The organism is Lampropedia aestuarii (assembly GCF_004803635.1).
GTDB classification, from domain to species: Bacteria; Pseudomonadota; Gammaproteobacteria; order Burkholderiales; family Burkholderiaceae_C; genus Lampropedia; species Lampropedia aestuarii.
In genome coordinates this window covers 68,452-92,934 of sequence record NZ_SSWX01000009.1, presented here as the reverse complement: position 1 = coordinate 92,934, position 24,483 = coordinate 68,452, and the positions used below count along the sequence as shown (strand labels likewise).

20 protein-coding genes are annotated in these 24,483 nt (G+C 56.8%); 10 read left to right on the top strand and 10 right to left on the bottom strand.

Going from position 1 to position 24,483, the window contains the following annotated elements; all coding sequences use genetic code 11:
- Positions 1-336 precede the first annotated feature (336 nt).
- From E8K88_RS08555 to E8K88_RS08545, 3 genes are all read right to left on the bottom strand, one after another.
- Positions 337-819 (bottom strand): hypothetical protein, encoded by a 483-nt coding sequence (locus tag E8K88_RS08555; RefSeq protein ID WP_136406239.1) that lies wholly within the window; start codon positions 817-819, stop codon positions 337-339.
- A 435-nt stretch (positions 820-1,254) separates the two neighbouring features.
- The gene (locus E8K88_RS08550; protein WP_136406238.1) at positions 1,255-2,562 is read right to left on the bottom strand and encodes a replication-associated recombination protein A; all 1,308 of its coding nucleotides are present in this window, start codon (positions 2,560-2,562) and stop codon (positions 1,255-1,257) included.
- Between the two features lie 24 nt (positions 2,563-2,586).
- A complete protein-coding gene (locus tag E8K88_RS08545; RefSeq protein ID WP_136406312.1) occupies positions 2,587-3,528 on the bottom strand; it encodes a 2-hydroxyacid dehydrogenase in 942 nt (313 codons plus the stop codon).
- A gap of 164 nt (positions 3,529-3,692) precedes the next feature.
- Between E8K88_RS08545 and E8K88_RS08540 the strand changes: the two genes are divergently transcribed.
- On the top strand, positions 3,693-4,913 hold the full coding sequence (locus tag E8K88_RS08540) for an MFS transporter (protein ID WP_136406237.1): 1,221 nt from the start codon (positions 3,693-3,695) through the stop codon (positions 4,911-4,913).
- Positions 4,914-5,117: 204 nt separating this feature from the next.
- On the opposite strand, the gene E8K88_RS08535 is transcribed toward E8K88_RS08540, so the two are convergent.
- Positions 5,118-5,567 carry an OsmC family protein gene (locus E8K88_RS08535; RefSeq protein WP_136406236.1) on the bottom strand — a complete coding sequence of 150 codons (450 nt, stop codon included), beginning with the start codon at positions 5,565-5,567 and terminating at the stop codon, positions 5,118-5,120.
- A 444-nt stretch (positions 5,568-6,011) separates the two neighbouring features.
- Between E8K88_RS08535 and ilvA the strand changes: the two genes are divergently transcribed.
- Positions 6,012-7,580, top strand: a complete 1,569-nt coding sequence (gene ilvA / locus E8K88_RS08530; protein ID WP_136406235.1) for a threonine ammonia-lyase, biosynthetic — start codon at positions 6,012-6,014, stop codon at positions 7,578-7,580.
- A gap of 405 nt (positions 7,581-7,985) precedes the next feature.
- Complete coding sequence (locus E8K88_RS08525) at positions 7,986-10,067, top strand: acetoacetate--CoA ligase (protein ID WP_136406234.1); 2,082 nt, start codon at positions 7,986-7,988, stop codon at positions 10,065-10,067.
- A gap of 39 nt (positions 10,068-10,106) precedes the next feature.
- Here the strand turns inward: E8K88_RS08525 and E8K88_RS18010 are convergent, their stop codons facing one another.
- Entirely contained in the window at positions 10,107-10,283 is a 177-nt protein-coding gene (locus E8K88_RS18010) for an MFS transporter (RefSeq protein WP_168797284.1), read from the bottom strand.
- A 410-nt stretch (positions 10,284-10,693) separates the two neighbouring features.
- On the opposite strand from E8K88_RS18010, the gene E8K88_RS08520 reads away from it, so the two are divergent.
- The 3 genes from E8K88_RS08520 to E8K88_RS08510 all read left to right on the top strand — a co-directional run bounded on the left by E8K88_RS08520 (position 10,694) and on the right by E8K88_RS08510 (position 13,619).
- A complete protein-coding gene (locus E8K88_RS08520) occupies positions 10,694-11,113 on the top strand; it encodes a DUF1622 domain-containing protein (RefSeq protein ID WP_136406233.1) in 420 nt (139 codons plus the stop codon).
- Positions 11,114-11,248: 135 nt separating this feature from the next.
- On the top strand, positions 11,249-13,135 hold the full coding sequence (locus E8K88_RS08515; RefSeq protein ID WP_136406232.1) for an ATP-binding cassette domain-containing protein: 1,887 nt from the start codon (positions 11,249-11,251) through the stop codon (positions 13,133-13,135).
- Complete coding sequence (locus tag E8K88_RS08510) at positions 13,107-13,619, top strand: GNAT family N-acetyltransferase (protein ID WP_205880050.1); 513 nt, start codon at positions 13,107-13,109, stop codon at positions 13,617-13,619. Before E8K88_RS08515 ends, E8K88_RS08510 begins: the two co-directional genes overlap by 29 nt.
- A gap of 26 nt (positions 13,620-13,645) precedes the next feature.
- On the opposite strand, the gene hemN is transcribed toward E8K88_RS08510, so the two are convergent.
- Complete coding sequence (gene hemN, locus E8K88_RS08505) at positions 13,646-15,118, bottom strand: oxygen-independent coproporphyrinogen III oxidase (RefSeq protein WP_136406310.1); 1,473 nt, start codon at positions 15,116-15,118, stop codon at positions 13,646-13,648.
- A 457-nt stretch (positions 15,119-15,575) separates the two neighbouring features.
- Between hemN and E8K88_RS08500 the strand changes: the two genes are divergently transcribed.
- The 3 genes from E8K88_RS08500 (at position 15,576) to E8K88_RS08490 (ending at position 17,897) form a co-directional block, all read left to right on the top strand.
- Positions 15,576-16,229, top strand: a complete 654-nt coding sequence (locus E8K88_RS08500; RefSeq protein WP_240754415.1) for a helix-turn-helix domain-containing protein — start codon at positions 15,576-15,578, stop codon at positions 16,227-16,229.
- Between the two features lie 658 nt (positions 16,230-16,887).
- Positions 16,888-17,502: a flavin reductase family protein gene (locus tag E8K88_RS08495; protein ID WP_420813566.1), complete on the top strand. Its 615-nt coding sequence runs from the start codon at positions 16,888-16,890 to the stop codon at positions 17,500-17,502.
- A gap of 32 nt (positions 17,503-17,534) precedes the next feature.
- Positions 17,535-17,897, top strand: coding sequence for a hypothetical protein (locus E8K88_RS08490; protein WP_136406230.1), 363 nt, complete (start codon positions 17,535-17,537; stop codon positions 17,895-17,897).
- 1,134 nt (positions 17,898-19,031) lie between these two features.
- Here the strand turns inward: E8K88_RS08490 and gstA are convergent.
- The 3 genes from gstA to E8K88_RS08475 all read right to left on the bottom strand — a co-directional run bounded on the left by gstA (position 19,032) and on the right by E8K88_RS08475 (position 22,107).
- On the bottom strand, positions 19,032-19,640 hold the full coding sequence (gene gstA, locus E8K88_RS08485) for a glutathione transferase GstA (RefSeq protein WP_136406229.1): 609 nt from the start codon (positions 19,638-19,640) through the stop codon (positions 19,032-19,034).
- A 202-nt stretch (positions 19,641-19,842) separates the two neighbouring features.
- Complete coding sequence (locus E8K88_RS08480) at positions 19,843-20,862, bottom strand: Bug family tripartite tricarboxylate transporter substrate binding protein (protein ID WP_136406228.1); 1,020 nt, start codon at positions 20,860-20,862, stop codon at positions 19,843-19,845.
- Positions 20,863-20,958: 96 nt separating this feature from the next.
- On the bottom strand, positions 20,959-22,107 hold the full coding sequence (locus tag E8K88_RS08475) for an FAD-dependent monooxygenase (protein WP_136406227.1): 1,149 nt from the start codon (positions 22,105-22,107) through the stop codon (positions 20,959-20,961).
- Between the two features lie 312 nt (positions 22,108-22,419).
- Between E8K88_RS08475 and E8K88_RS08470 the strand changes: the two genes are divergently transcribed.
- On the top strand, positions 22,420-23,397 hold the full coding sequence (locus E8K88_RS08470) for an AraC family transcriptional regulator (protein WP_136406226.1): 978 nt from the start codon (positions 22,420-22,422) through the stop codon (positions 23,395-23,397).
- 70 nt (positions 23,398-23,467) lie between these two features.
- On the opposite strand, the gene E8K88_RS08465 is transcribed toward E8K88_RS08470, so the two are convergent.
- Positions 23,468-24,457: a Bug family tripartite tricarboxylate transporter substrate binding protein gene (locus E8K88_RS08465; protein ID WP_240754414.1), complete on the bottom strand. Its 990-nt coding sequence runs from the start codon at positions 24,455-24,457 to the stop codon at positions 23,468-23,470.
- Positions 24,458-24,483: the final 26 nt, after the last annotated feature.

Sequence of the window (24,483 nt, the reverse complement as noted above, 5' to 3'; positions counted from 1 at the left end):
TGCAGGCAACCATCATGGCATCGAATGCAAGACTGCACCTGCTCACAACGGATGCGCCGTCGCGCGCCAGTCAGCATACAACGGTGCAAAACGGTCGATGCTGCGATGCTGCGTCAATGGCCTGCGGCACTGTGTTTCCATGCTGTGGCCAAGAACGCGGTCTGCAAAGCAGGCCCAAGCTTGTAAGATCGTAAACACGTTCTAAGGCCAAGATCGATCCTGCATCGCCTTATTGTCGCTCATGCAGAAGCAAAACTGGGCCTTGCGACTCCGTTTAGGTTTGCGCGCTGGTCTTTTAAGAGCCTGTTCACAACGCATTGCAGGGCGAGGCAAACCTCAATACAGTTGGCCGGCTTCGTATTCCATGCCTTTGGATATTCTGAAATCTGCTTGCGCCAGCAAGGCACCAGTATGGTCAAAGCCAAAAATGACTTCGTTTTGCTGGTTGATGGTCACGGCCACACCAACGCCTCGGCTCAAGTCCGCACGCCACTCGACGTTCGAGCCACCTTCACGACAGTTGCTGTCAGAAGGGTCTTTTCTGCACACCAGCACAATCGCATTGGGCAACAGTTTGATGCCTGCTACCGGCGCAGAAGGCGTGGGTGCATCGCCATTCGTGGGGTCAGCATAACGCAGTGCCAAGGCGCGCGCATGCTGGCTGGCCTGAATCAGCGCGCCTTTGCTGCGCTCGACATGCATGCTATTGAGCCAGCTGATCACAAACGGGGTCGCGCACACCATCACCAGCAACAGCTGCATCAGCACAATATCCATCAACGATAAACCACGTTGGCCAGGTCTGCGGCGAAAGCTCATGCGACAAGTGTGCTCCGCAGAAAGAAACTGTTCGAAAATGAACACAAACGGAAAGCACTTGAAAACAAATGTATTTTGTTGTTGAGGCCTCCAGCCAACTTACTTGCCAGGCCATGGCCAAACACTGTTGCGCACGAAACCATTGTGCAATCGCTCAAATGAGAGCCTTGCAGCGGCTGTGCGACAGGGTGGCGCGGCAGATCAAAAAGACCAATAAAAACCAAAGACACGAGACATCCTGATGGATTACTTAAAAATGTTTACATATTTTAGCAACCCACCTCTGGCTAGTGTGACAGCTTGTGTGCAAGTTCACGATTGTTTTCGTATTTCATCGCACTGCAGGCAGCAAATACCCTTCTTGTCTGCTTAGCGAAAACACGCCGACAGCAAGCTTGGCTTGGCTTGGCTTGGCTTGGCTTGGTTCGTGCAGCATCACGCGTTACCGGCCTCTTTGTCCCACTGTTTCAGTCTGTTTAATTTCTCTGCAATCTTGACTTCCAGGCCTCTTGGCACCGGCTGGTACCAACCGGGCTCTTCAATGCCGTCAGGCAAATAGGTCTCGCCGGCAGCATAGGCATTGGGCTCGTCATGGGCGTAGCGGTACTCATGGCCGTAACCGAGCTCCTTCATCAGCTTGGTGGGCGCATTGCGCAAATGCACTGGCACTTCGCGGCTTTTGTCTTGCTTCACAAAAGCCTTGGCCCGGTTGTAGGCGTTGTAGCCGGCATTGCTTTTGGGCGCTATGGACAAATAAATCACCGCTTGACCCAGCGCCAGCTCGCCTTCAGGGCTTCCCAAGCGTTCATAGGTCAGGGCTGCATCATTGGCAATTTGCATCGCGCGGGGATCGGCCAGGCCAATGTCCTCCCAGGCCATGCGCACGATGCGACGCGATAAATAACGGGCATCTGCGCCGCCGTCCAACATGCGGGTGAGCCAATACAGCGCTGCATCGGGATGCGAGCCGCGCACCGATTTGTGCAGCGCCGAGATCTGGTCGTAGAAGTTGTCACCGCCTTTGTCAAAACGCCGGCTGTTCAAGGTCAGGGCGTTGTGCAAAAAATCGGCCGTGATCTCCGTAATGCCTGAGGCATTGGCCGCTGTACTGGTTTGCTCCAGCAGGTTTAAGAACCGCCTGGCATCGCCGTCTGCATAACCAATGGTGGTTTCAATGGCCTGCTCCTGCCATTGCAAGCCAGGCAGCGCACCCGCATCCTGTACCCGTTGCAACAACTGTCGCAACTCCTCGTCCGTCAGGGACTTGAGCACATAAACCTGCGCGCGCGAGAGCAAGGCCGAGTTCACCTCAAACGACGGGTTTTCAGTGGTCGCACCGATGAAAGTCACCAGCCCGCTTTCTGCATAGGGCAACAAGGCATCTTGTTGGGACTTGTTGAAGCGGTGAATCTCATCGACAAACAAGATCGTGTGCTTGCCCATGGCGAGGTTTTGCTGGGCCTGCTCCATCGCCGCTCGGATGTCTTTGACACCAGAAAATACTGCCGACAAGGCAATGAACTCGCACTTGAACGCCGTGGCCGTGAGCCGCGCCAGAGTGGTTTTACCCACACCGGGCGGCCCCCAGAAAATCATCGAGTGAGGCCGACCCGACTGGAATGCCAAACGCAGGGGCTTGCCCTCGCCCAGCAGATGGGACTGGCCAACCACCTCCTCCAGCGTTTTAGGTCGCAGCACTTCGGCCAGGGGAGCGGCGGGCTCTTGTGCAAACAGATCAGACATACAACCCCTTCCTTTTAGCGCAGCTCAATAACCACCGCTGCGATTGACCAGCCCATGCGGCGCTTGGCCAGAGGCAATGCGCCGTGCATTGGCAGTGATTTGCTGCGCGGCTTCTTGTTGACCAGTCTGGGCAGAAATATGCGGCGTCAATGCGATGCGTGGATGCCGCCAGAACGGATGCTCTGGAGGCAAAGGCTCGGGTTGGCAAACATCGAGCATCGCACCGGCCAGATGGCCCTCTTCCAACAAGGCCAGCAAATCGGCTTCGACCAAATGGCCGCCACGAGCAACATTGATCAGGTAGGCCCCCGCTTGCAGTTGCTGCAAGTGGGCACGGTTCAGAATGCCTTCGGTGGCGGGTGTGAGCGGCAGCAAACACACGAGAATGCGGCTGCTTTGCAAAAAAGCGGACAATTCGCCCTCTCCTGCATATGTATGCACGCCTTCAATCTGTTTAGGACTCTGGCTCCAGCCATTGACCTCAAACCCTAGCCCAGCCAAAACTTTGGCAACGTGTGCCCCCAGCACGCCCAGGCCCATCACGCCAATCGGAAAGTCGGCGCGTTGCTGCATCGCACGCGGTTGCCACTGCGCCTTCGCTTGGCTGTGGGCGTAATGGTCAAACTCACGCACATGGCGCAGCACCGCATACGTGACGTATTCAGCCATTTGGACGGCCATGCCGCCATCTTCAATGCGCACCACCTGCAACTGCTCGGGCAGCTGCAGCTGCAGCAATGCATCAACGCCAGCACCCATATTAAACAGGTACTGCAAGTGGGGATGCTGGTCGATAAAGGCCTGCGTAGGTGCCCAGACCACGGCTTTGGTAGCCTGCGGGGCCACTTCAGGCCAGACTGCCCATTGCGCCTCGGGCCAGGCCCCTTGCAGGGCCTGCAGCAAAGGCGCAAGACTGGGGCTTTGGTAGAACACGGCAATGGTCTCTGACTGCGCAGCAGCGGGCATTGGAATGGGGGTCAATTCTGGTGAAGTCATGCTGCGCAGTATCGCCCAAAAAAGCGCACCGCTCACAGCGCCAGCGCCCTCAGATAGGCGTGATTAAGGTGTTTAAACTCATAGAATGCTGCTGGTGGGTGCGGGCCTTACGCACGAAACAATGGAGACGGTGCATGTCACGAAACGAATTATTGCGGCTGGTTTTTGCACAAATTTTCCTGCACACCACAATGACCGGTTTGCGCTTGGCAGCGCCGCTCTTGGCCTTGTCGCTGGGCTATAGCGCAGGGGCCGTAGGAGCCTTGATTGCGCTGTTTGCGCTCAGCCAAATCTTTTTGGCGATTCCGGCCGGGAAATATGCCGACCACCACGGTGTGCGCAGACCCATGGGTTTTGCCGTTCTTGCCGCTGGCCTGGCAATGGTGTTGGCCACGGCGCTGCCATCGATTCCTGTGCTGTGCATTGCCGCCATGCTGACTGGCGCATCTGCTGGCATTACGGTGATTGTGCTGCAGCGCCACATTGGCCGAGCGGCCACCTCGAATGCAGAACGCAAACAGTTCTTCAGCTGGCTGGCCATTGCCCCTGCAGTCTCGAATTTTTTGGGGCCATTTGGGGTGGGCCTGTTGATCGACCATGCCGGCCTCGTGTCTGGTGATTTGCAGGCTTTTCGCATCAGCTTCGCAGTGCTCGCGGTGCTGCCACTGATTACCTGGCTGCTGGTGATGCATGTGCGTGAATTGCCTTACGAGCCTTATGACCCCAAAGCCGCACCGACCCATGCATGGGATTTGCTGCGCTCGGCCAATTTCCGCTACATCTTGTTTGTCAACTGGCTGCAATCGGCCAGTTGGGACATCCACACCTTTCTGGTGCCTATCCTGGGCTACGAGCGCGGCCTCAGTGCCTCGACCATTGGCACGATTTTGGGCGCCTTTGCGATTGCAGCCGCGCTGATTCGCATGGCCTTGCCGATGATCAGCTCACGCTACTCGGAAAAACGTGTGATTGCCACCTCGTGCATCATCACGGTACTGGTATTTGCCATCTACCCGATGGTGACACACGCGGCCGAGATGATTGTTTGCGCGATTGTGCTGGGTGCTTCACTGGGTTGCGTGCAACCGATGATCATGAGCTTGCTCACCCAGGTCACACCTGCCAACCGCCAAGGCGAAGCCTTGGGCATTCGCCTGATGTTCATCAACGCATCAAGCTTTTTCATGCCCATGGTCGCCGGTTCATTTGGCGCTTTGATTGGTGTCGGTGCCGTCTTTTGGGTGGTCGCGGGCATTGTGGCAGCAGGCACACCAGTGGTGCGCAAAATCCAGGCGGTGGATCACCCGCTGGAGGACTCCACCGCCACTGCGCCAGAACAGCCACCCAAGTCATAACCCCTGCGTCTTGTACCGGGCGCAAGGCATGTGTGCAGGTCACCATGCAAGCATGTTGGCAGGCCTGCACATGCCTTTACCATGGACTAGGTGTTTAGGCCCACATGATGAAAGGCCGATAGCGACAGCGCCCCAAACGCTGGAGTTTTGGCCACAAACCAAGCCATGTCGACGGGCGACTGCAAAAAGATCGCAAACACGTTCTCAGGCAACCAGGATTTCAAAACTGGTGGTGATCTCGGCTGTTTTTCCCAACATGATGCTGGCCGAGCAGTACTTCTCATGGCTGAGCTCAATGGCGCGTGCCACCGCAGCTTCTGGCAAGCCCTCACCCTGCAGCGTGAAATGCATATGGATTTTGGTAAATACCTTGGGATCCGTCTCGGCACGCTCTGAGGTGATTTTGACGCTGCAGCCTTTGACATCGTGCCTGCCACGCTTGAGGATCAGCACCACGTCATAAGCGGTACAGCCGCCTGTGCCGGCCAATAAAGTCTCCATCGGGCGCGGCGCCAGATTCTGGCCGCCGTTTTCCGGCTTGACCGCATCAGAAGCCCCATCCATCACCAATACATGGCCACTGCCTGTTTCTGCCAAAAAGCCCATGCCAGAGCGCGCACCTGTTGCGCCAGTCCAACTAACCGTGCATTCCATATTTCAATCCTTTGTTAATTTATCAACTGTTTTTTGCGACGCAGCACAAAAATGCAAAAACGATCTACAATAGCAGCATTGTTAATGGTGTTAACCCTATTGATCCTGATGTAGGTTTGGATTAACACCATTTAACTACCATTTGTCTCCTCCACCTCTCAAATGGTGGATTCGCCCCGCAGTCAGCAATGACTACGGGGCTTTTTTCTTGCCCATGGACTTCTCGCATGCGACTGCAGCCTACTTTTTAAAGCATTTCTGGCTATTTCGCTGGTTCTGACCAAACCCAAAGAGCAGGAATCGTCCTATGATGGGTCTTTTCATCTGACGGGAATGCGCTGCCGGCCTTGCTTGCGCGAATCCCAATGCCGTATAGCCGATGCTGAGCAAGGCGTTGTTTGTGCTGACGCTGCGCTACTGCATCTGCTGAGCCGATTGCTCCACATGACCAACACCTCCTGCCTCAGTCCTTCGGACTATTTGAAGAAAATCCTCACCGCCCGCGTCTACGACGTGGCAGTTGAAACACCCTTAGAGCCCGCGCGTCAACTCTCCGCCCGTATTGGCAACCAGGTACTGCTCAAACGCGAAGACCAACAACCGGTGTTCAGCTTCAAGCTGCGCGGCGCCTACAACAAAATGGCCAATCTCACCCCGGCTGAGCTCGAGCGCGGTGTGATTTGTGCCTCGGCTGGCAACCACGCACAAGGCGTGGCCTTGTCCGCACGCAAGCTGGGCGCGCGCGCCGTAGTGGTCATGCCAGTCTCGACCCCCCAGGTCAAGATTGATGCGGTGCGCGGTTTCGGCGGTGAAGTCGTGCTCTCTGGTGATAGTTTCAGCGATGCCTACCAATTCGCGCTCAAACTGCAAGCCGAACAAGGCCTGACCTTTGTGCACCCGTTTGATGATCCGGACGTGATTGCCGGCCAGGGCACGATTGCCATGGAAATGCTGCGCCAGCTGCAAAGCCTGGGCAACAACCGCCTGGATGCGGTGTTTGTAGCCATTGGGGGCGGTGGCTTGGTCGCAGGCGTGGCCAATTACATCAAAGCCGTGCGCCCCGATGTCAAGGTCATCGGCGTGCAAATGAACGACTCGGATGCCATGATCCAGTCGGCCCAGGCAGGCCGGCGCGTCGAACTCGCCGACGTCGGCTTGTTCTCGGACGGCACGGCCGTCAAGCTGGTCGGTGAAGAAACCTTTCGCATCAGCCGCGAGCTGGTCGATGGCTATGTCACCGTGACCACGGATGAAGTGTGTGCGGCCATCAAAGACATTTTTATCGACACCCGCAGCATTGTGGAGCCAGCCGGTGCATTGGCCGTGGCTGCAGCCAAACAATACGCAGCCTTGCAAAACAAGCAGGGCGAGACATACGCGGCGATCTTGTGCGGCGCGAATATGAACTTTGATCGCCTGCGCTTTGTCGCAGAGCGCGCCTTGGTTGGTGAGCAACGCGAAGCATTGTTTGCCGTGACGATGAAAGAAGAACGCGGCAGCTTCCGCAATTTCTGCCAAACCATTGCGCAATTGCCAGGCGCGGCGCGCAACGTCACCGAGTTCAACTACCGCCTCAACGGCAAAAAAGCCGCCCATGTATTTGTCGGCCTGTCCACCAATGGACCAGGCGAGTCACAGCAAATCACCAACCACCTGGACACGCACGGCTTCAAAACCCTGGATTTGACTGAAGACGAGCTGGCCAAAGAACATTTGCGCCACCTGATTGGCGGCCCTGCGCCACTGGCCAATAACGAGCGTTTGCTGCGCTTCATATTCCCTGAGCGACCAGGTGCCTTGTTCAAGTTCCTCAGCCTGATGCAGCCGAGCTGGAACATCAGCCTGTTCCACTACCGCAACCAGGGCGCGGACTACGGCAAGATCCTGGTCGGCATACAGGTGCCGCAAGAAGACGATGCGGCATTCCAGGCCTTTCTCAACGAGTTGGGCTACCCGTATGTGGAAGAAAGCAATAACCCGGCTTACCAGCTGTTTTTGCGCGCCAGCGAGTAAGCCAGGCGCGTCTCATGCACCATACCAAAGGGCCTTAGCGCCCTTTTTTCATGGCTTGTAAGAACCTGATGTGAAAGCCTTGAACTGTTGTATGCCGTGTATTGGCGCGTGATCAGCGTCCCCACAACCGGGCGAGCATGCAATGGCCGTCGGCGTGCCCAAATGGCAAGGCACATTGGGTGCTGAATGGGATGCAGCGGCCCTACTACTACGGCATTGGCCTGTAAGCACCGCGCGCCTTCAATCTGTCAGCGAGAAGGGCCTTTTAAGGCATGAAGAGGCACTAGTGGATGCGGCAGCCCGATGGCGATCCTGGGCCACCGCTGCTGTGCATATCTCTTGCGCGACAGAGCCTCGGTACAAACACTGAGGCACAAGCGGGCCTGACTGCTTACCCTCAAGGCCATGACATCACCTGCTTATATTCCCCAAATTCAGCTCTACCAAGAGTGGTTGCAACGCACACGTGGCCTGACTTTCGACAGCTATGACGCACTGTGGCAGTGGTCTACCAGCGAGATTGAAGACTTTTGGCAGAGCATTTGGGACTACTGCGACCTGCAGTCGCCAACGCCCTATAAGCAGGTGCTCAAAGAGAACGTGATGCCAGGTGCGCAATGGTTTGAAGGCGCGCAAGTCAACATGGCCCAACAAATCCTGCGCCATGTCGAGGCTGCCGATGCGGCAGGCCTGCCAGCGGTCATTGCTGACAACGAAGATGGCCAGGTGACAACGCTGAGCTGGCCGCAACTGCGCCAGCAGGTTGCGGCCTTGGCCGTGGAGTTGCAGGCCATGGGCGTGCAACCCGGTGACCGGGTTGCGGCCTACCTGCCCAATATTGCACAAACGATCGTGGCTTTTATGGCCACCATCAGTGTCGGTGGTGTGTGGAGCATCTGCGCGCCTGATATGGGCATCAATGCGGTGCTGGACCGATTCAAACAGATTGAGCCTGTGGTCTTATTCACTGTCGATGGCGTGGTCTACGGCGGCAAAAGTTTCGACAGGCAAGCTGTCAGTGAGCAAATTCGCCAGGCCTTGCCCTCACTGCGGCACGCCATCGTCGTGGGCAACCGCAAAGACAATGTGCAATGGTCGGGCTACGCCAATTTTGCCGAACTGGCAGCGCGTGACGATGCTGCCACACAAGTGTTCGAGCCACTGTGGTTGCCATTTGACCACCCGCTGTGGATTGTCTACTCCAGTGGCACGACCGGCCTGCCCAAACCGATTGTGCATGGCCACGGCGGCATGATGATGGTGCAAATGCAGCTGGGCACTTTGCACAATGACCTGGGCTGCAGCTACGAGGCCAACAGCTTTGGCGAGCGCTACCACTGGTACAGCTCAACCGGCTGGGTGATGTGGAATGCGCAAGTGGCTGGCTTGCAGCGCGGCTGCACGGTGGTGATTTTTGACGGCAACCCGGCCGGTCCAAAAGACCGCCCAGACATGACGACCCTTTGGCGCTTTGCAGCCCGCCACGGCGTGACGTTTTTTGGCGTCGGCGCAGCCTTTTACGCACTGTGCGCCAAGGCCGATATTGATCCAGCCGACTGTGGCGATCTGCGCCGCATTCGCGCGCTGGGCAGTACCGGCTCGCCACTGAGCGAAGACGTACAACAATGGGGCACGGAATTCATGCGCAAAGCCGGCGTTTCGGGCGATGGCGGCCAGGGCGTGTGGTGGTGCAATATCTCTGGTGGCACGGATTTCGCAGGTGCCTTTTTGGGCGGCAACCGCCAACTGCCGCAAACGCCTGGGCGCATGCAGTGCCGCATGCTGGGCGCAGCTGTGCAGGCTTGGAATGAGGCCGGCCAGCCAGTGTTCGACCAGGTGGGCGAGTTGGTGTGCAGCCAGCCCATTCCATCCATGCCGTTGTATTTATGGGGCGATAAAGAAGGCCAGCGCTACCACAGCAGCTACTTCGACAGCTACCCTGCCGGCCATGGTCGCAACCCCCATGGCGGCGATTTGCCAGCCAGTGCCGGGGCTGCTTGGCGCCATGGCGACTGGATCTCGATTGGCTCAGACGGTAGCTGCGTGATCTATGGCCGCTCAGACGCAACCATTAACCGCCATGGCCTGCGCATGGGCACCAGCGAACTCTACAGCGCCGTTGAAGCCCTGCCCGAAGTGCTGGACTCGATGGTTGTCGATTTGGAGTATTTGGGCCGCGACAGCTATATGCCGCTGTTCGTGGTGCTGCGCGACGGCATCCTCCTTGATGAGGACTTGCGGCAGCGTTTGGCCAACAGCATCCGCCTGGCCTTGTCGCCACGCTTTGTGCCCGATGCCATCGTACAAGTGGAGCAAATACCGCGCACCTTGAGCGGTAAGAAGCAGGAGCTGCCCATCAAAAAGCTGATGCTGGGACAAGCCGTGGAGAAAGTCATTAACCGCGAAACCATGGCCAATCCCGATTGCCTGGATTGGTATGTCGATTTTGCGAACAAGCATCTGGCTCGCCAAAACGTCGTGGCATAACAAGCGGCTCGCAACTACCATCGAATAACTGTTAAAGCCTCAGTGGTAGCGCCGCACGGCTTCATGTACCTGCGCACGGGCTTTGCAGACGCGCTTGTGTTGCTGCAAATGCTCGGCCCAATTGTCAATCTGTTCAGCTTCACCAGTAAGCCGTTGGATACGGTACGCGCCTGCGCCAACCAGCAATGCAGTTACCACCGGTGTCGATTGCGCCATTGAAAACGCTTGTATAAGCGGCCAGCAGATTGCCCCATGCCACGCCTATTGTGACCATGAATTTCAATGAAAATTAACTAACTACCAATTGTTAGTAATTGATTTAAAAATGCAGGCTCACACTGGTAGCAGCAATTGCTAGAAGGAAGGCAGCAGTGTGACCGCGGCTGGAAGTGGTGGCCGTCTGCATCGTACAGCACTGCTGTCATTCATACAAAAACTACCAGTAGGATGCATAGATCGAGGCCAACGTGCCCAACAAATGCCGTGTCGCATACACCCATGATTGAACAATGTGGGCTGTCTCATGCGGTCTGTCTCAGACGCACCTGGCCAGCGGCAAACAGCAGCAGCAAATGCCAAGATAATGGCCGCATCCATATTGCCCGCGCAGGGAGAGGAGGAATCTGATGCTGAGTTTTGCTGGAGAACACTGGGAGCTCAATCGGCTCTATGAGCTGGCCGTCACCTTGCTGGAGGTCAGTGGTACCTTGGCGATTGTGATTGGCGCTGCAGCAGCCACTTGTTTGTTTGTCAAAAATGCCTGGCAATCGAGTTTTTCGCAGGCCTACCCGTCGTTTCGCTCAACGCTGGGGCGCAGCATTTTGCTGGGACTGGAATTTCTGGTGGCCGCCGACATCCTGCAATCGCTGGTGATTGCCCCCACGCTGGACGATTTGCTGATCCTGGCCGGTCTGGTGCTGGTGCGGACCTTTTTGAGCATCTCTTTGGGCGTTGAAATCAACGGCCATTGGCCTTGGCAAGACACGCGCCTGGAGCGCGAGGCCAAAGCGGCCGAACAACAACGCCAAGACCAGCCCAGCGCATAAGCGCAGCAAGCTCAGCCAGCGGCGCAAAATACAGCTGCTCGCCGCTAGCGCATCTGTGTCAACAGTAGCCAACAAACTGCTTTAAAAAGTAGTGTGAAAGCCCCGTTCGCACGATAAGCAGGATAATCGCGCCCTATGGCACTGATTACCCTTTTGAACATGCAGTTGGCTTTCGGCGATGTGGCCCTGCTCGACAAGGCGGATTTTTCCGTCGAAAACAACGAACGCATCGCTTTTATTGGCCGCAATGGCGCAGGCAAGTCCTCGTTGTTGAAAATCATCGCGGGCATTGCGCACGCCGATGATGGCGCAATCCATTTGCAAAACGGCCTACGCATTGCTTATGTGCCGCAAGAGCCGGATCTCGATCCGGCCCAAACCATTTTTGATGCAGTCTCAGCGGGCCTGGCCCAGGTGATTGCGCTGCGCGAAGCTTACTTCCGGCATGAAGACGGGGTTGATCTGGATGCACTACAAACCCAAATCGAAGCGGCCGATGGCTGGAACTGGGAGCAGCGCGTAGAAGAGACTCTGCAGCGCTTGCACCTGAACAAGGACGCCCTGGTCAGCACGCTGTCTGGCGGCAATAAAAAACGCGTCGCGCTGGCCCAGGCTTTTGTGACCAAGCCCGACTTGCTGCTGCTCGATGAGCCAACCAACCATTTGGACTTGGACTCGATTGCCTGGCTCGAGGGCCTGCTCAAAGAGTTCAAAGGCAGCATCGTCGTGATCACCCACGACCGGGCCTTTCTGGACCAGGTTGCAACCCGTGTGGTCGAGCTCGACCGCGGCCAATTGCGCTCCTACCCCGGCAACTACACCCAGTACCGCGCGCAAAAAGAAGAACAACTGGCGCAGGAAGCGGTCGAGAACGCCAAGGCCGACAAACTGCTGGCCCAGGAAGAGATCTGGATTCGCAAAGGCGTGGAAGCGCGCCGCACCCGCAGTGTCAGCCGCATCGCCCGCCTCGAAGTATTGCGCCAGCAGCGCGCTGAGCGCCGCACGGCGCTGGGCAATGTGCGCATGGGTCTCAACAGCGGCGACTCCAGCGGCAAGATCGTGGCCGAGCTGACCAATGTCAGCAAAGGCTTTGGCGACAAGCAACTGATTCGAGACCTCAGCACAACGGTCATGCGTGGCGACAAAATCGCCCTGCTAGGCCCCAACGGCGCAGGCAAATCCACGTTGCTCAAATTGATTCTGGGGGAGTTGCAGCCCGATTCGGGCACAGTGCGCCAAGGCACGAATTTGCGCATTGCGTATTTTGACCAGATGCGCGAGGCCATCAACCCCGAGGCCACGCTAGAAGACTTCATCAGCCCTGGCAGCGAATGGATTGAAATCGGCAACCAGCGCAAGCACGTCAAAAGCTATTTGGGTGACTTCCTGTTCTCGCCACAGCGTGCGCGCTCGCCAGTCAAGTCGCTCTCTGGCGGTGAGCGCAACCGTTTGTTGCTCGCGCGTTTGTTTGCCCAGCCAGCCAACGTGCTGGTACTGGACGAGCCAACCAACGACCTCGATATGGAAACGCTGGAGCTGCTCGAAGAGCTGCTGCAAACCTACGATGGAACGGTGTTTCTGGTCAGCCATGACCGCACATTTGTCGACAACGTTGTCACCAGCATTCTGGCGGCTGAAGGCAATGGCATATGGCGTGAATACGATGGCAGTGTGCAAGACTGGCTGATCCAGTCGCAGCGCATGCGCGAGCAGCAAGCACTGGCTGCACAACGCCTCAATACGCCCAGCAAAAATGCAGCCAGCGCGCCCGCAACTGCGCCCGCCCCGGCACCAGCGGCGGCCAAGCGCAAGCTCAGCTACAAAGAGCAGCGCGAGCTCGACGCCTTGCCAGCACTGATTGAAGCCTTGGAGGCCGAGCAAACCGATATCACCAAGGCCTTGGCCGATGGCAGCCTCTACAGCAGTGACCTGCCTCGCGCCACGGCTTTGACCGAACGCGCCAGTGTGATCGAAGACGAGTTGATGGCAGCTCTTGAGCGCTGGGAACAGTTGGGTGCTTGAGCGGCAGCGCCCACAGGCACTGCAAATTCGGCTGGCGATACCAGCCGATGTGGCGCGTATTTTTGCAATCCGTACAGCGGTCTGCGAAAACCACTTGTCGATGCAGCAGTTGGCCAAGCTGGGCATCACCGAGCAAGCGGTGCTGGAGCTGATCCACGCCCAGGACTGCACGTGGGTGGCAGAGGCTGCTGGCTGCGTGCTGGGTTTTGCGATTGCCGACCACGCTGAGGCCTGCGTATTTGCATTGTTTGTTGAACCCCAGCACGAAGGGCTGGGCGCTGGCAGCGCATTGCTGCACCAGGCCGAGCAAAGCCTGTTTCAAACGCAAGCACGCATTTGGCTGGAGACCAGCATCGACAGCCGTGCCGCGCAGCTCTACCAGCGCCGCGGCTGGCAGATCGAGACCCTGCTGCCAATCAGCACCGAAGGCCGCAGTGCAGGGCCGCAAGACGCGGTGTTTGTCAAACACCGGCCAGCGGCCTGAGAGCCATGGCCCGCAGCGCAGCTGCTTTAAAGAATTTTCGAGAACTGCGCACGGCGCTGCGCTTCTTGCAGATAACGGTCAAACACCATCGCAATCGCGCGCACAAAGGTCCAACCTTTGGGCGTGACAGCGATGCGCTGTTCACTCAGCTCGACCAAACCCTGCGCTGCATAGTCTTGCAGCTGCACCAGCTCGGGCGCAAAGTAGCTGGAGAAATCCAGCAACCATTGCTGTGCAAACGCGGGCACCTCTAACACCCCCTGGCACATCAAAGCCATGATGGCTTCGCGCCGAATCAGGTCATCGCGGCTCAAGGCCAGGCCGCGCACCACCGGCAATTGTCCTTGGTCTAATGCGGCGCGGTAGCTCTCCAAGTCTTTGGCGTTTTGGCTGTATGTCGCGCCAATCTTGCTGATCGAGGACACGCCCAGGCCAATCAGATCGGTCTCGGGCTGGGTGCTATAGCCTTGAAAGTTACGGTGCAACAAGCCTTTGCGCTTGGCAACGGCCAGACTGTCTGTGGGCAGCGCAAAATGGTCCATGCCAATGTCCACGTAGCCGGCCTCATGCATGCTGCGCAGCGCCAGTGCCTGCAAGGCCACTTTCTCAGCGCCTGAGGGCAGTTGCTGGCTGTCAATGCGCCGCTGGGGTTTGAAGCGCGTAGGCAGGTGCGCATACGCATACAGGGCCACACGATCGGGCTGCAAGGCCACCAACGTTTGCAGCGTTTGCGCAAACGAGGCCTGACTCTGACCTGGCAAGCCATAGATCAAATCCACATTGATTGACTCAAACTGCAACTGCCTGGCCGCTTGCACCAGTGCAAACACCTGTCCGGTGGACTGCTCGCGGTGCACCGCTTGCTGCACAGCCGCATCAAAGTCCTGAACACCAAAACTCAGTCGATTAAAGCCCAGGCTGCGCAGATGCTGCAAACGCGCAGGCGTGACGGTGCGCGGATCGACTTCAATCGATAACTCGGCTGGCTCAGCAAAGACAAAACTGCGGCGCAACAAGGCCATCAGATCGGCCAATTCAGCATCGCTTAAAAAGGTTGGGGAGCCACCGCCTAAGTGCAGCTGAGACACGCTAGCCACCGCGGTGCTAGCCGCTCCCTCGGTCGGAGCCAATTGCTGCATGACCACATCAATCTCACGCGCGACATCGGCCAAATAGGGCGCAGCGCGCTCCTTGTGCTTGGTGATGATCTTATTGCAGGCGCAGTAATAACACAGCGCTTCACAAAAAGGCACATGCAGGTAAATCGAGACCGGCCGATTGGCCAAGCCCGGTATTGCACGCCGTTGGGCGTAAGCCGCTTGCAGATCCTGCGGGCCAAATGCCTCGACAAAACGGTCTGCGGTAGGGTAGGACGTATAACGCGGCCCAGCGATATTAAAGCGCTCAAGCAGCGCTGCGTCTGCAATCGACGCGCCAGGGGCTTTAAATGCCCGTACAGAGGCTGTATGGGCGTTTTGAGGGGTCAGGGCAAGGGTCATAGTCATCCAGGCCGCATACGGCGCTTAGAGCCGGTTCACACATCTCCCCGCAGCCGCATTGAAGCCCCAATGGCAGCAATGCACGGCCTAAACCGCAGTCGGGCTATCTGCCCGGCAAGGATTTTTAGCAAAGCAGTGCGGCTTTTGGCTTCAATCCGAAGGGCAAGGCACAACCAACACATTGCGGAGATGATGATCAGGCTCCTAAAACGGCGTATCGGCCTGGTTAGTGGTTGTATTGCAGCCAGTGTGCACCTGGCTGGCCATGCGCGCCTTGATCTAGATCAAGTTGACTGGCATTGATGGCCCAATGGGCAGGCACAAGTGCTTGTTTACAGTCGCTTGGTCTCGGCCAGATAATGGCCCTCATGTTCCACGCCCTGCAAAGTCTCCGATGAGCGTCCGCGATACCCAGCATCCGATTGCCTGCTCTGCATGCAATTTGCGCCAGCTATGTATGCCTGCAGAGCTTGATAACGAGCAAATGGCCTTGGTCGACCACTTGGTGCAAGGCAAACGCCGGGTTGCGCGTGGTCAAAGCCTGTTTCATAGCGGCATGCCGTTTGAGGCCTTGTTTGCAATTCGCACTGGCGCTTTCAAAACCTGCATGCGCAGCGCCCAAGGCCATGAGCAAGTGTTTGGTTTTCAGATAGCAGGTGATCTACTGGGTTTGGATGGTTTTGTCAGCGGCCAGTACTGCAGCGATGCCATTGCACTAGAAGATGCCCAGGTGTGCGTGATGCCAGTGCAGCAACTGCAGGACCTGTCAGAGCAGATCCCTGCGCTTGCACGGCATTTGCAACGCATCATGAGTGCTGAAATCGTCCAGGAACGCAGCTTATTGCTGTTGTTAGGCGGTATGCGTGCAGAAGAGCGTTTGGCGGCCTTTTTACTCCACCTGACCGAGCGCATGGCCGTCAGAGGCTTCTCTTCGCAAGAGCTGGTGTTGTGCATGTCACGTCAGGACATTGGCAGTTGTTTGGGTTTGCAACTGGAAACTGTCAGCCGTGCCTTTGGCAAATTGGTAGACCAAGGTTTGATTGCGGTCGACAAGCGCCATGTCCGTATTTGCAATGCCGTCGCTTTGAAAGCAAAGGCGCAATTGGCATAACGCCTTTGCCTGAGCGCTGGCCAATCAAGCCGCTGCCCACCGCAGCCAACCACCTATCCGTCACTCATCAAAATTTTTTATGAGTGGCGGATGCGTGCTGGAAGAAAAAACAACTTATCCACTGCGGATGCAGCCAGCGCTTGCCTTTGTCATGCCGTCGCCTTGCAGTTGCGACAAGCAGTTGTCTGATAACTAACGGTCGGTTGTCGTTGATTCGCTAGAGTATGTATCGAATCGAATTGCGGCTTGCGCTTTGCCCAATCGTGCTTGGCTCAGCAATTGCATGGTTTGCGAACTGCACAACCTGGCATTTGAATCTTGCGCAAAACATGCTTGTTTCGATTGCCCGAGGACTCACTATGCTTACTTTTTTTGAATAAAAAAGAAATAATGGTAGTAGTAAAGGCTGCCTCATTCTGTGGATAACTTGTTTTTCCTGATTTAAATCAAAACCTTAGTCTAATTACAAGCCTGTGCGAGCAGGGCCCTGGTTCCGAGTACCAATTTGGGGATAACTTAGTGCATGCTGACGGAGCAGCGACTCATCCCCAAACCATGCCAGTCCCGTCCCAAGACTTATCCACAGTTTGTTGCGAATTCTCGCTTTTGGGGTGCTGTTTCTGCTTTGGATGGGCTCATTTTGAAGTTTTCAAATCCTATGTATTCTGAAATCAACCCACATCTGGCTGCTGTGCCGCTTGATAAAGCCTACCGATTGCTCAATCATGGTCCAACGGTATTGGTTTCTGCGCGTCACCTGGGTGTGGATAACGTTATGTCTGCATCTTGGGCTTGTGTATTGGACTTTTTGCCGCCAAAACTGACGGTAGTTTTGGACAAAATGACTTTCACACGCCAATTGGTCGAGCACAGTGGCTGGTTTGTGATTCAAGTTCCGACTGTGGCGCAATTGGAGATGACCCACCAGTTGGGCCACCATAGTTTGTCCACAGAACCAGACAAATTAATTCGCAGTGGCGTCCAATTATTTGAAATGCCCGATCTGGATTTGCCTTTTGTGACTGGTTGTTCAGCTTGGCTCGCCTGCCGGGTACTTGAAGAGCCAGGTAATCAGGAAAAATTCGACCTTTTTATTGGTGAAGTGGTCGCCGCGTGGGCCGATACACGGATTTTTTCTGATGGACATTGGCATTTTGAGAGCGCTGATCCGCAATGGCGCAGCTTGCACTACATCGCAGGCGGGCATTTTTACGCGATTGGCGACGCCAAAGATGCTGATCAGCGCAGTTCTAGGGCGCATCCATCGCAATAAATGGACTTGGCAATCGGCATGGCGCAGAAAAAATGCACAAAAAACAGGCAAAAACGGCGTTTTATGCAGCTGATACCGCGTCATTGGTACTTTTTCTCAGCCATTGCAAGCCAATTCTGGCGTTGATTATGGTGTTTAAGCCTTTGAAAAATAGCCATTTTTTTGTGTTTTTCAACTGTGGTGTTTGGGGTCCCATCGGCGGTGCTCGTATGGTGAGCTTTTTGTTGTTGTGGATAAGTAAGTACAAGCGGATGCTGTATGCGGCCACAGATGTTGCTGACGGATTGTGTAGATGCCGATTTTTAAAAATATCCGCAACAGCAACTACGACTGCTATGCTTTTGTATAAAAAAGAAGTAATCGTAGTAGTAAAGGGCCCTGGACTCTGTGGATAACTTGTTTTTAGTGAATAAAAACATGCATTTAAGAAAATTCAAACCATGTGCAGCAATAGGGGGTCTTCGATACCCTGAATTGGGGATAACTTGGACTGAGGCCCTAATTGGACCGATCATCCCCAAACCGTGCAGCCCCGATCCCAAGACTTATCCACAGCTTGTTCTGGCGTTGTTTGGCTACGGAAGTTGCCGTTGATTCAAGTTTTTCCACAGAAAGAGCAAGCACAAGCAAGCTGGACGCTTGCTTGCTCACACAGTGCTCAACCAGGTTTTGGGTCGAGCTAAAAAGTGGCCATAAACGATGGCATTGGTTTGGGTTGCGGCCACGCTGAGACTTCAGCCCAAGTACCGCCAATAGCCGCCATTTCGACATCGATGTGGCTTGCTTGCCGGCCTGTTGATAACTTGTTGACGCAGCTTGGTCATTGCCTGGCCGATCCGTGCTGTGGACGGCACCGTCTGTTGCGCTTTTTCTCATGCGCCAAGAGCTTTGTGGATAAGCTGCGGGCTGCATGAGAACGCCATCAAATAATGCCCATCTCGCCTGCACCGATGGCTAGGCTTGAGCTGCGGTCACTTCTCACGGTAGACAGGCGAGGCTTTCAATGCCGCCACCTCAGGCGTCATTGCTCTGGTGAGTGCCTGTTTTCAAAAACTGGTTGGGAATGGCCATTGGCTGTAGGGATTTCAGTCCCATCAAAACCGGCACCAGGGCATGTGGCCTTGGGCTAGCCTGTGCGCGGCAGCAGTGCCATCATGGTGTGGTGGGCGACATGCAGAACAGGCGCAGCCCAGTGGTATGCATAGTGGGCTCAATAGGGCTGTTTTTGCGCTGCCCAAAGCTGTGGATAACAATGGGGATAACAATGGGGGCAAGTCCATTGGGATCATGTCTGGCGCGGTATTTGGAGTGGACGCACTCGCCGCTTGTGCCGTTGTTTGGGGAGGCGGGGAAAATGCCTTGTTGCGGTTTGAATACGGTATCAGGCGATCAGTTGCGCAAGCCCTTTTTTGTCCATAGCCTTGGCTATGGACAAAAAAGATGCCTTGCGACGCATTCACATACCGCACCCATTCAAGCAACGAGGGGTGTGCAGCATTTTTCGAGGCTGCTGGTATGCGCTTGCCAATTTATTTCAGCAGACCTTCTGCTTTCAAAGCGGCCTGCACGGCAGGGCGAGCGCCAATGCGTGCAGAAAAGGCTTGCAATTGCGTAAACGCGCTCAGGCCAACACCAACGTATTTCGCCCAGGATGCCGCAACAAACAAATAGGCATCGGCAACGCTGAACTGGTTGTTGGCGATGTATTCATCTTTGGCCAGCAAGCCTTCGATGAACTGGAAGCGGTTCATGAGTTTGTCTTTGGCTGCGGTTTTGACTTCTTCACTGCTTGAAGGGGTGAACAGCGGTCCAAAATTTTTGTGCAGTTCTGTGCCGATAAAGTTCAAACGGCTTTGCACGAGTGCGCGCTCATAGCTGCCAGCGGCTGGAACCAATTGTTTGTCAGGCACTAGGTCGGCAATGTATTGAACAATCGCGGGGCCTTCGGTCAAACGGCGGCCATCGTCGAGCTCCAGCACGGGCACATAACCCAGTGGGTTGATGGTGTAGAAATCGGTGCCGTCTTGGAGTTTGTGTGTTTTGGTGCTGGCAAAAACCAGCTCATGTGCGAGGCCTGCCTCTTGCAACACAATATGGGGAGACAAAGAGCAAGCACCGGGACTGTAGTAGAGCTTCATACAACCTCAATTGGGATGGTTTAAAAAACCTCCCCACTATAGTCAGAAACGCCAATGCCGTGTTTTTACCGGGGAACCAGAAATCGCCTATAAGCAGCATTGCTCAGGGCACTGCAGCGCGGCCAAAAACGCTATAAAAAACGCCGCAGGTCAGGGCGGCAATTAGGCTATTCCAAGGGGCCTGATGTGGCCGCCTGGGCCTTTATTCGACCTTCAAATCCAGTGTCTTGATCAGCTCGCCAAAATACTGGTTTTCAGCCCGGATGGTCTGGGCCAGTTGCGTGCCGTCTTGCAGCTCGGGCGTGATCGCCATGGTCTGCAATTGCTCCAGCACATCGGGCTGATTCAGGATTTCCGTGAAGGCGGTTTGCAGGATGTTTACGATCGACGGATCCAGGCCTTTGGGGCCCAATACGGCCCACCAGGCGGTGATGTCGATCTCTGGATAACCTTGCTCGGCCAGGGTTGGCACATGGGGCAATAAAGGCGAGCGCGTTTTGCTGGTGCTGGCCAGCGCAATCAGCGAGTTGTCGCTCATATAGGGCAGCACTGAGCCGTGGGTTGAAAAGACGATCGGAATATGGCCACCAATCGTATCGGTCAGCGATGGCGCAATGCCACGGTAAGGAATATGCAGCATCTTGATGCCGGCCTGGCGGTTAAAGACTTCGCCGGTCATGTGCATCGGTGAGCCTGCACCGGGGCTGGCGTAGTTGAATTGCTTGCCGTTTTTGGCTTGCTCAACCAGGTTGGCCACACTGCTGATACCCGATTGCGCGCCCGTGAGCATCAGCAGCGGCGTGCTGCCCACTTTGGCAATGGGTGTGAAGTCGGCGTTGACATCAGGGGAGCTGGCGCCGCCCACCAACAAGGGCGCAATCGCAAAGGTACTTGGGGCGAACAGAATGGTGTAGCCATCGGGATTGGCGCGGGCGACAAACTGCGCACCAATCGTGCCGCTGGCGCCTGCACGGTTGTTCACCACCACGGGTTGTTTGAGCAGAGCAGCGAGTTTGTCGGCGTACAAACGCCCCAGGATGTCGACGGTGCCACCAGCCGGATAGCCCACCACCAGATTGATTGGGCGTTGTGGCCAGTTGTTATTGGCTTGAGCCTGAGCGGCGGAGGCAGCCAGGCAGCTTGCGAGCAGCAGGCCAGCGCCGCGAGCCAGCCAACTACGGGCAAAACCTGTCTTGAATGAAGCAGAGAAAAGGCCAGTCATGGTGTGTCTCCTTTGTTGTGGGAATGCGTGCTGCCCTGGCTGCAGCGCATGGCAGTGCTAGGCAGCAGGGCCGGGAGATAAGAGCCTGCGCGGGTTTTAGGCAGGCAGCGGCACCTTCCAGGCGTCATAGCCATAAACCCAATCGGCGTTGCCGCCGTCTTTGAGCCAGGCATTGCCGCGCGAGCCCAGCTGGATCGTGCTGGTGCGTTCCTGGCGCATGCTTTGGTAGCGCATCAGGGCTTGAGGCACTTGCTCGCGGCTAATGCCATGGAGGTTGCGCGCCAGCACGACCGCATCTTCAATTGCCTGGCCTGCCCCTTGCGCCATGAATGGCAGCATCGGGTGGCAGGCATCGCCCAACAAGGTTACGCGGCCCTTGGACCATTGCGGCATCGGGTCGCGTTCATACAGCGCGGTTTTGAGCACGCTGTCGCAGGCGTCCAGCAGGTTGCGGGCATCTTCGTGGAAGTCGGTGTAGAAGCCGCGCAGCTCGTCAACGCTGCCTGCGCTGGTCCAGGATTCTTCGTGCCAAGACTCTTGCGCGGTGGTGGCAAAAATAAAGGTATCGCGGCCCTGGTTCAGCGGAAAGGTGACGATCTGGCTTTGCGGGTTCGGGCCCCACCATTTGGTGAAGGCGGCAATATTGGGAATGTCTTTGACGCGCTCGGTGGGCACGACGGTGCGAAACGCCACAACACCGGTAAAGCGCGGCGACTCCTGGCCAAACAAGGCGCTGCGCACGACCGAGTGGATGCCATCGGCACCGACCAGCACATCGAGGCCTTTGAACACTTCGCCATCAGTGAATGTAATGTGCACGCCTTGCGCATCTTCGCTGATGCTGTGCGCGCGTTTGGAAAAATAGACCTGGTCCTGTGGAAAGGCATCGGCGAAGGCGGCCAGCAAGTCGGCACGGTGAATCGTCAACTGTGGCGCGCCGTAGAGGCGCTCGGCTTCATCACCCATGGCCAGGCGAGAGGTCTCTTCGCCACTGTCCCAGATGCGGCTGATGCGGTGGGTGGGCCGCGCGGCCGAGGCGCGGGTTTGCTCGGCCACCGCGCTGCCCAGGCCATCGAGCGCGCGCACGGCATTGGGCGTGAGGTTGATGTCTGCGCCTACGCGCATGAATTGTTGGCTTTGTTCAAAAACGCTGACGTGGTGGCCGGCTTGGTGCAGGGCATTGGCCGCCGCCAGGCCGCCCACGCCGCCGCCAACGATGCCGATCTTCAATGGTGTTGCTTGCATAAATGAAAACTGCTGTTGATTGGTGTTGGAGATGAAATAAACGTGAATCAATGGGCCTGCCCGAGCGCTGCTTGCAATCGGCTTGTAGTTGGCCGTTATTGGTGAAAGAGCGGCCAGTTTCGTGTGGGAATGCTGGTCTGAAAAGCGCCCATCGTCTCTAAAATGGCACCCATCGTCCCGGGGTCCCTAGGGGAAATCTCCATAGTTTTATGAGTGAAACAAACACCCTTGAATGCTCATCACAATGTTTCAAAAGGCGTGGTGAGGGCAGCATCCCCGGCATCAATTCATGGCTCAACAGCAGGCATTGGTATGGACTCTTTAAGCGAGGTACTGGCGTCTTGCCGCATCCAAGATGCGGTCACGGCCAAGTTTTTGCTGCGCGGCCCCTGGGCCTTGTCGTCCAGTGGCGTGCCGGGCGCGATGATTCGCATTGCCCAAGGCAAGCCCTACTGGCTGGAAGTGCAGGGCGCTACGCCCTGCTGGGTGGAGCCCGGCGATTGGGTGCTGTTGCCCACTGGTGCCGCGCACACCATGGCCTCGGCACCGGGGCTGCCTGCGACTTCTTTTACCGAGATGATTGCGCGGCATGCCAAGGGTCTTCTCGATGCATTTCCGCTGTACTTTCAGCACGGCGGCGCGGGCGCTTTGACACATATGCATTCGAGCCTGCTGTGGGTCAATGCCCAGGCACGGCACAACGTGTTGGCGCTGTTGCCGCCGCTCTTGCATGTGCCGGCCAAGCAGTCGCGGCTGCTGGCGAGCTGGCAGCCGGGCTTTGCGGCCCTGGTGGAGCACAGCATGCTGCTGCCGCCTGGCTGGCGCTTGGAGGCCGCACGCATGGGCGAGTTGATTCTGGCCCATCTGCTGAGCCAGTTTTTCTCGGCGGAGACGGCCGGGGCACAAGGCTGGTGGCGCGGCATGGCTGATCTGCAAGTCGCCAAAGCGCTGGCCTTGATGCACCGCGCGCCCAGGCAGGCCTGGACGGTGCAATCGCTGGCTTCGGCCGCGGGCATGTCGCGCTCACGCTTTGCCGAGCGTTTCAAGGAGCTGGTGGGGATTGCGCCGATTGCGTATTTGGCACACTACCGGATGGCCCAAGCTGCCGAGCAGTTGGAGACCGAATTGCATTTGCCACTGGCCGTGATTGCCGAGCAGGCTGGCTATGAATCGGAGCGCGTATTTGCCAGGGCTTTCAAGCGCTGGACCGGTTGTGCGCCACGCGCCTACCAGCAGCAAGTCCTGGAGAAAAAACGGGTGTTTGCGCGCCAGTCGCAAACACCCGTTTAAGCCTGTTGTTCCACGTGAAACAATAGTTCACAAGGATGTGGATGCCCGTGGGAAAGAGTGGGTTACGGTCCTATTCAACGCGAGCGCCTGAGTTTTTCACCAAAATCGCAAAGCGATCGATCTCGCTGACAAAGAAAGCCTGGAACGCTGTGATGCTGCCGCCCGAGACCACCGCGCCAAAATCCTCCAATCGGCTTTTGATCTGCGCATCTTGCAAGGAATGGTTGATGGCAGCGTTCAGCTTCTCTTGCACTTCGGGCGGTGTGCCTGCCGGGGCGACGATGCCGTACCAGGCGGCCGTTTCAAAGTCAGGATAGCCCAGCTCTTCAAACGTCGGCACATCGGGCAGGCTGGGCAGGCGCTCAGCAGCGGCCACGGCCAGGGCTTTTAAAGAGCCGCTTTTGACATGCGGCATGGAGCCGGTGTCCAGCATCAGATCCAGATGGCCCGCAATCAAATCTGCCGCTGCCGGGCCTGAGCCGCGGTAGGGCACATGGGTGATCTCGACTTCGGTGGCTTTGAGAAACATCGAGCCCGCCAAATGCTGGGATGAGCCATTGCCCGCCGAGCCGTAGGACAGGTTACCGGGTTGCGCTTTGGCGGCTGCGACAATGTCGGCGACCGAGTTGAAAGGCGAGTCCTTGGCCACCACCAGAATATTGGGCACGCTGGCCACTTGCGTGATCGGCGCAAAGTCCTGCACGGGTTTGAAGGGCAGGGTTTTGTACAGATTGGGATTGATCGCGTTGGTGCTGCTGGTGGCCATCAGCAGGCTGTAGCCATCGGCTTTTTCGCGGGTGAACGAGCCCGTGCCGATATTGCCGCCAGCGCCGGGCTTGTTGTCGACCACCACCGGCTGGCCCAGTTCCTCAGACATGCGCTGGCCAATCAAACGCGCGATGACATCAGTGGCACCGCCCGGCGCCCAGGGCACGGTGATTTTGATGGGTTTGTTCGGGAAGTTGCCCGCATCGGCATGGGCGCTGCCAATTGTTGCGCAGCTCAGGGCCATCGCGGCGCAGAGGCCGAGCAATGGGCGCAGGGTGAATGAGAAAGCCATGGTGTGTCTCCAGTCTGGTGTTATTG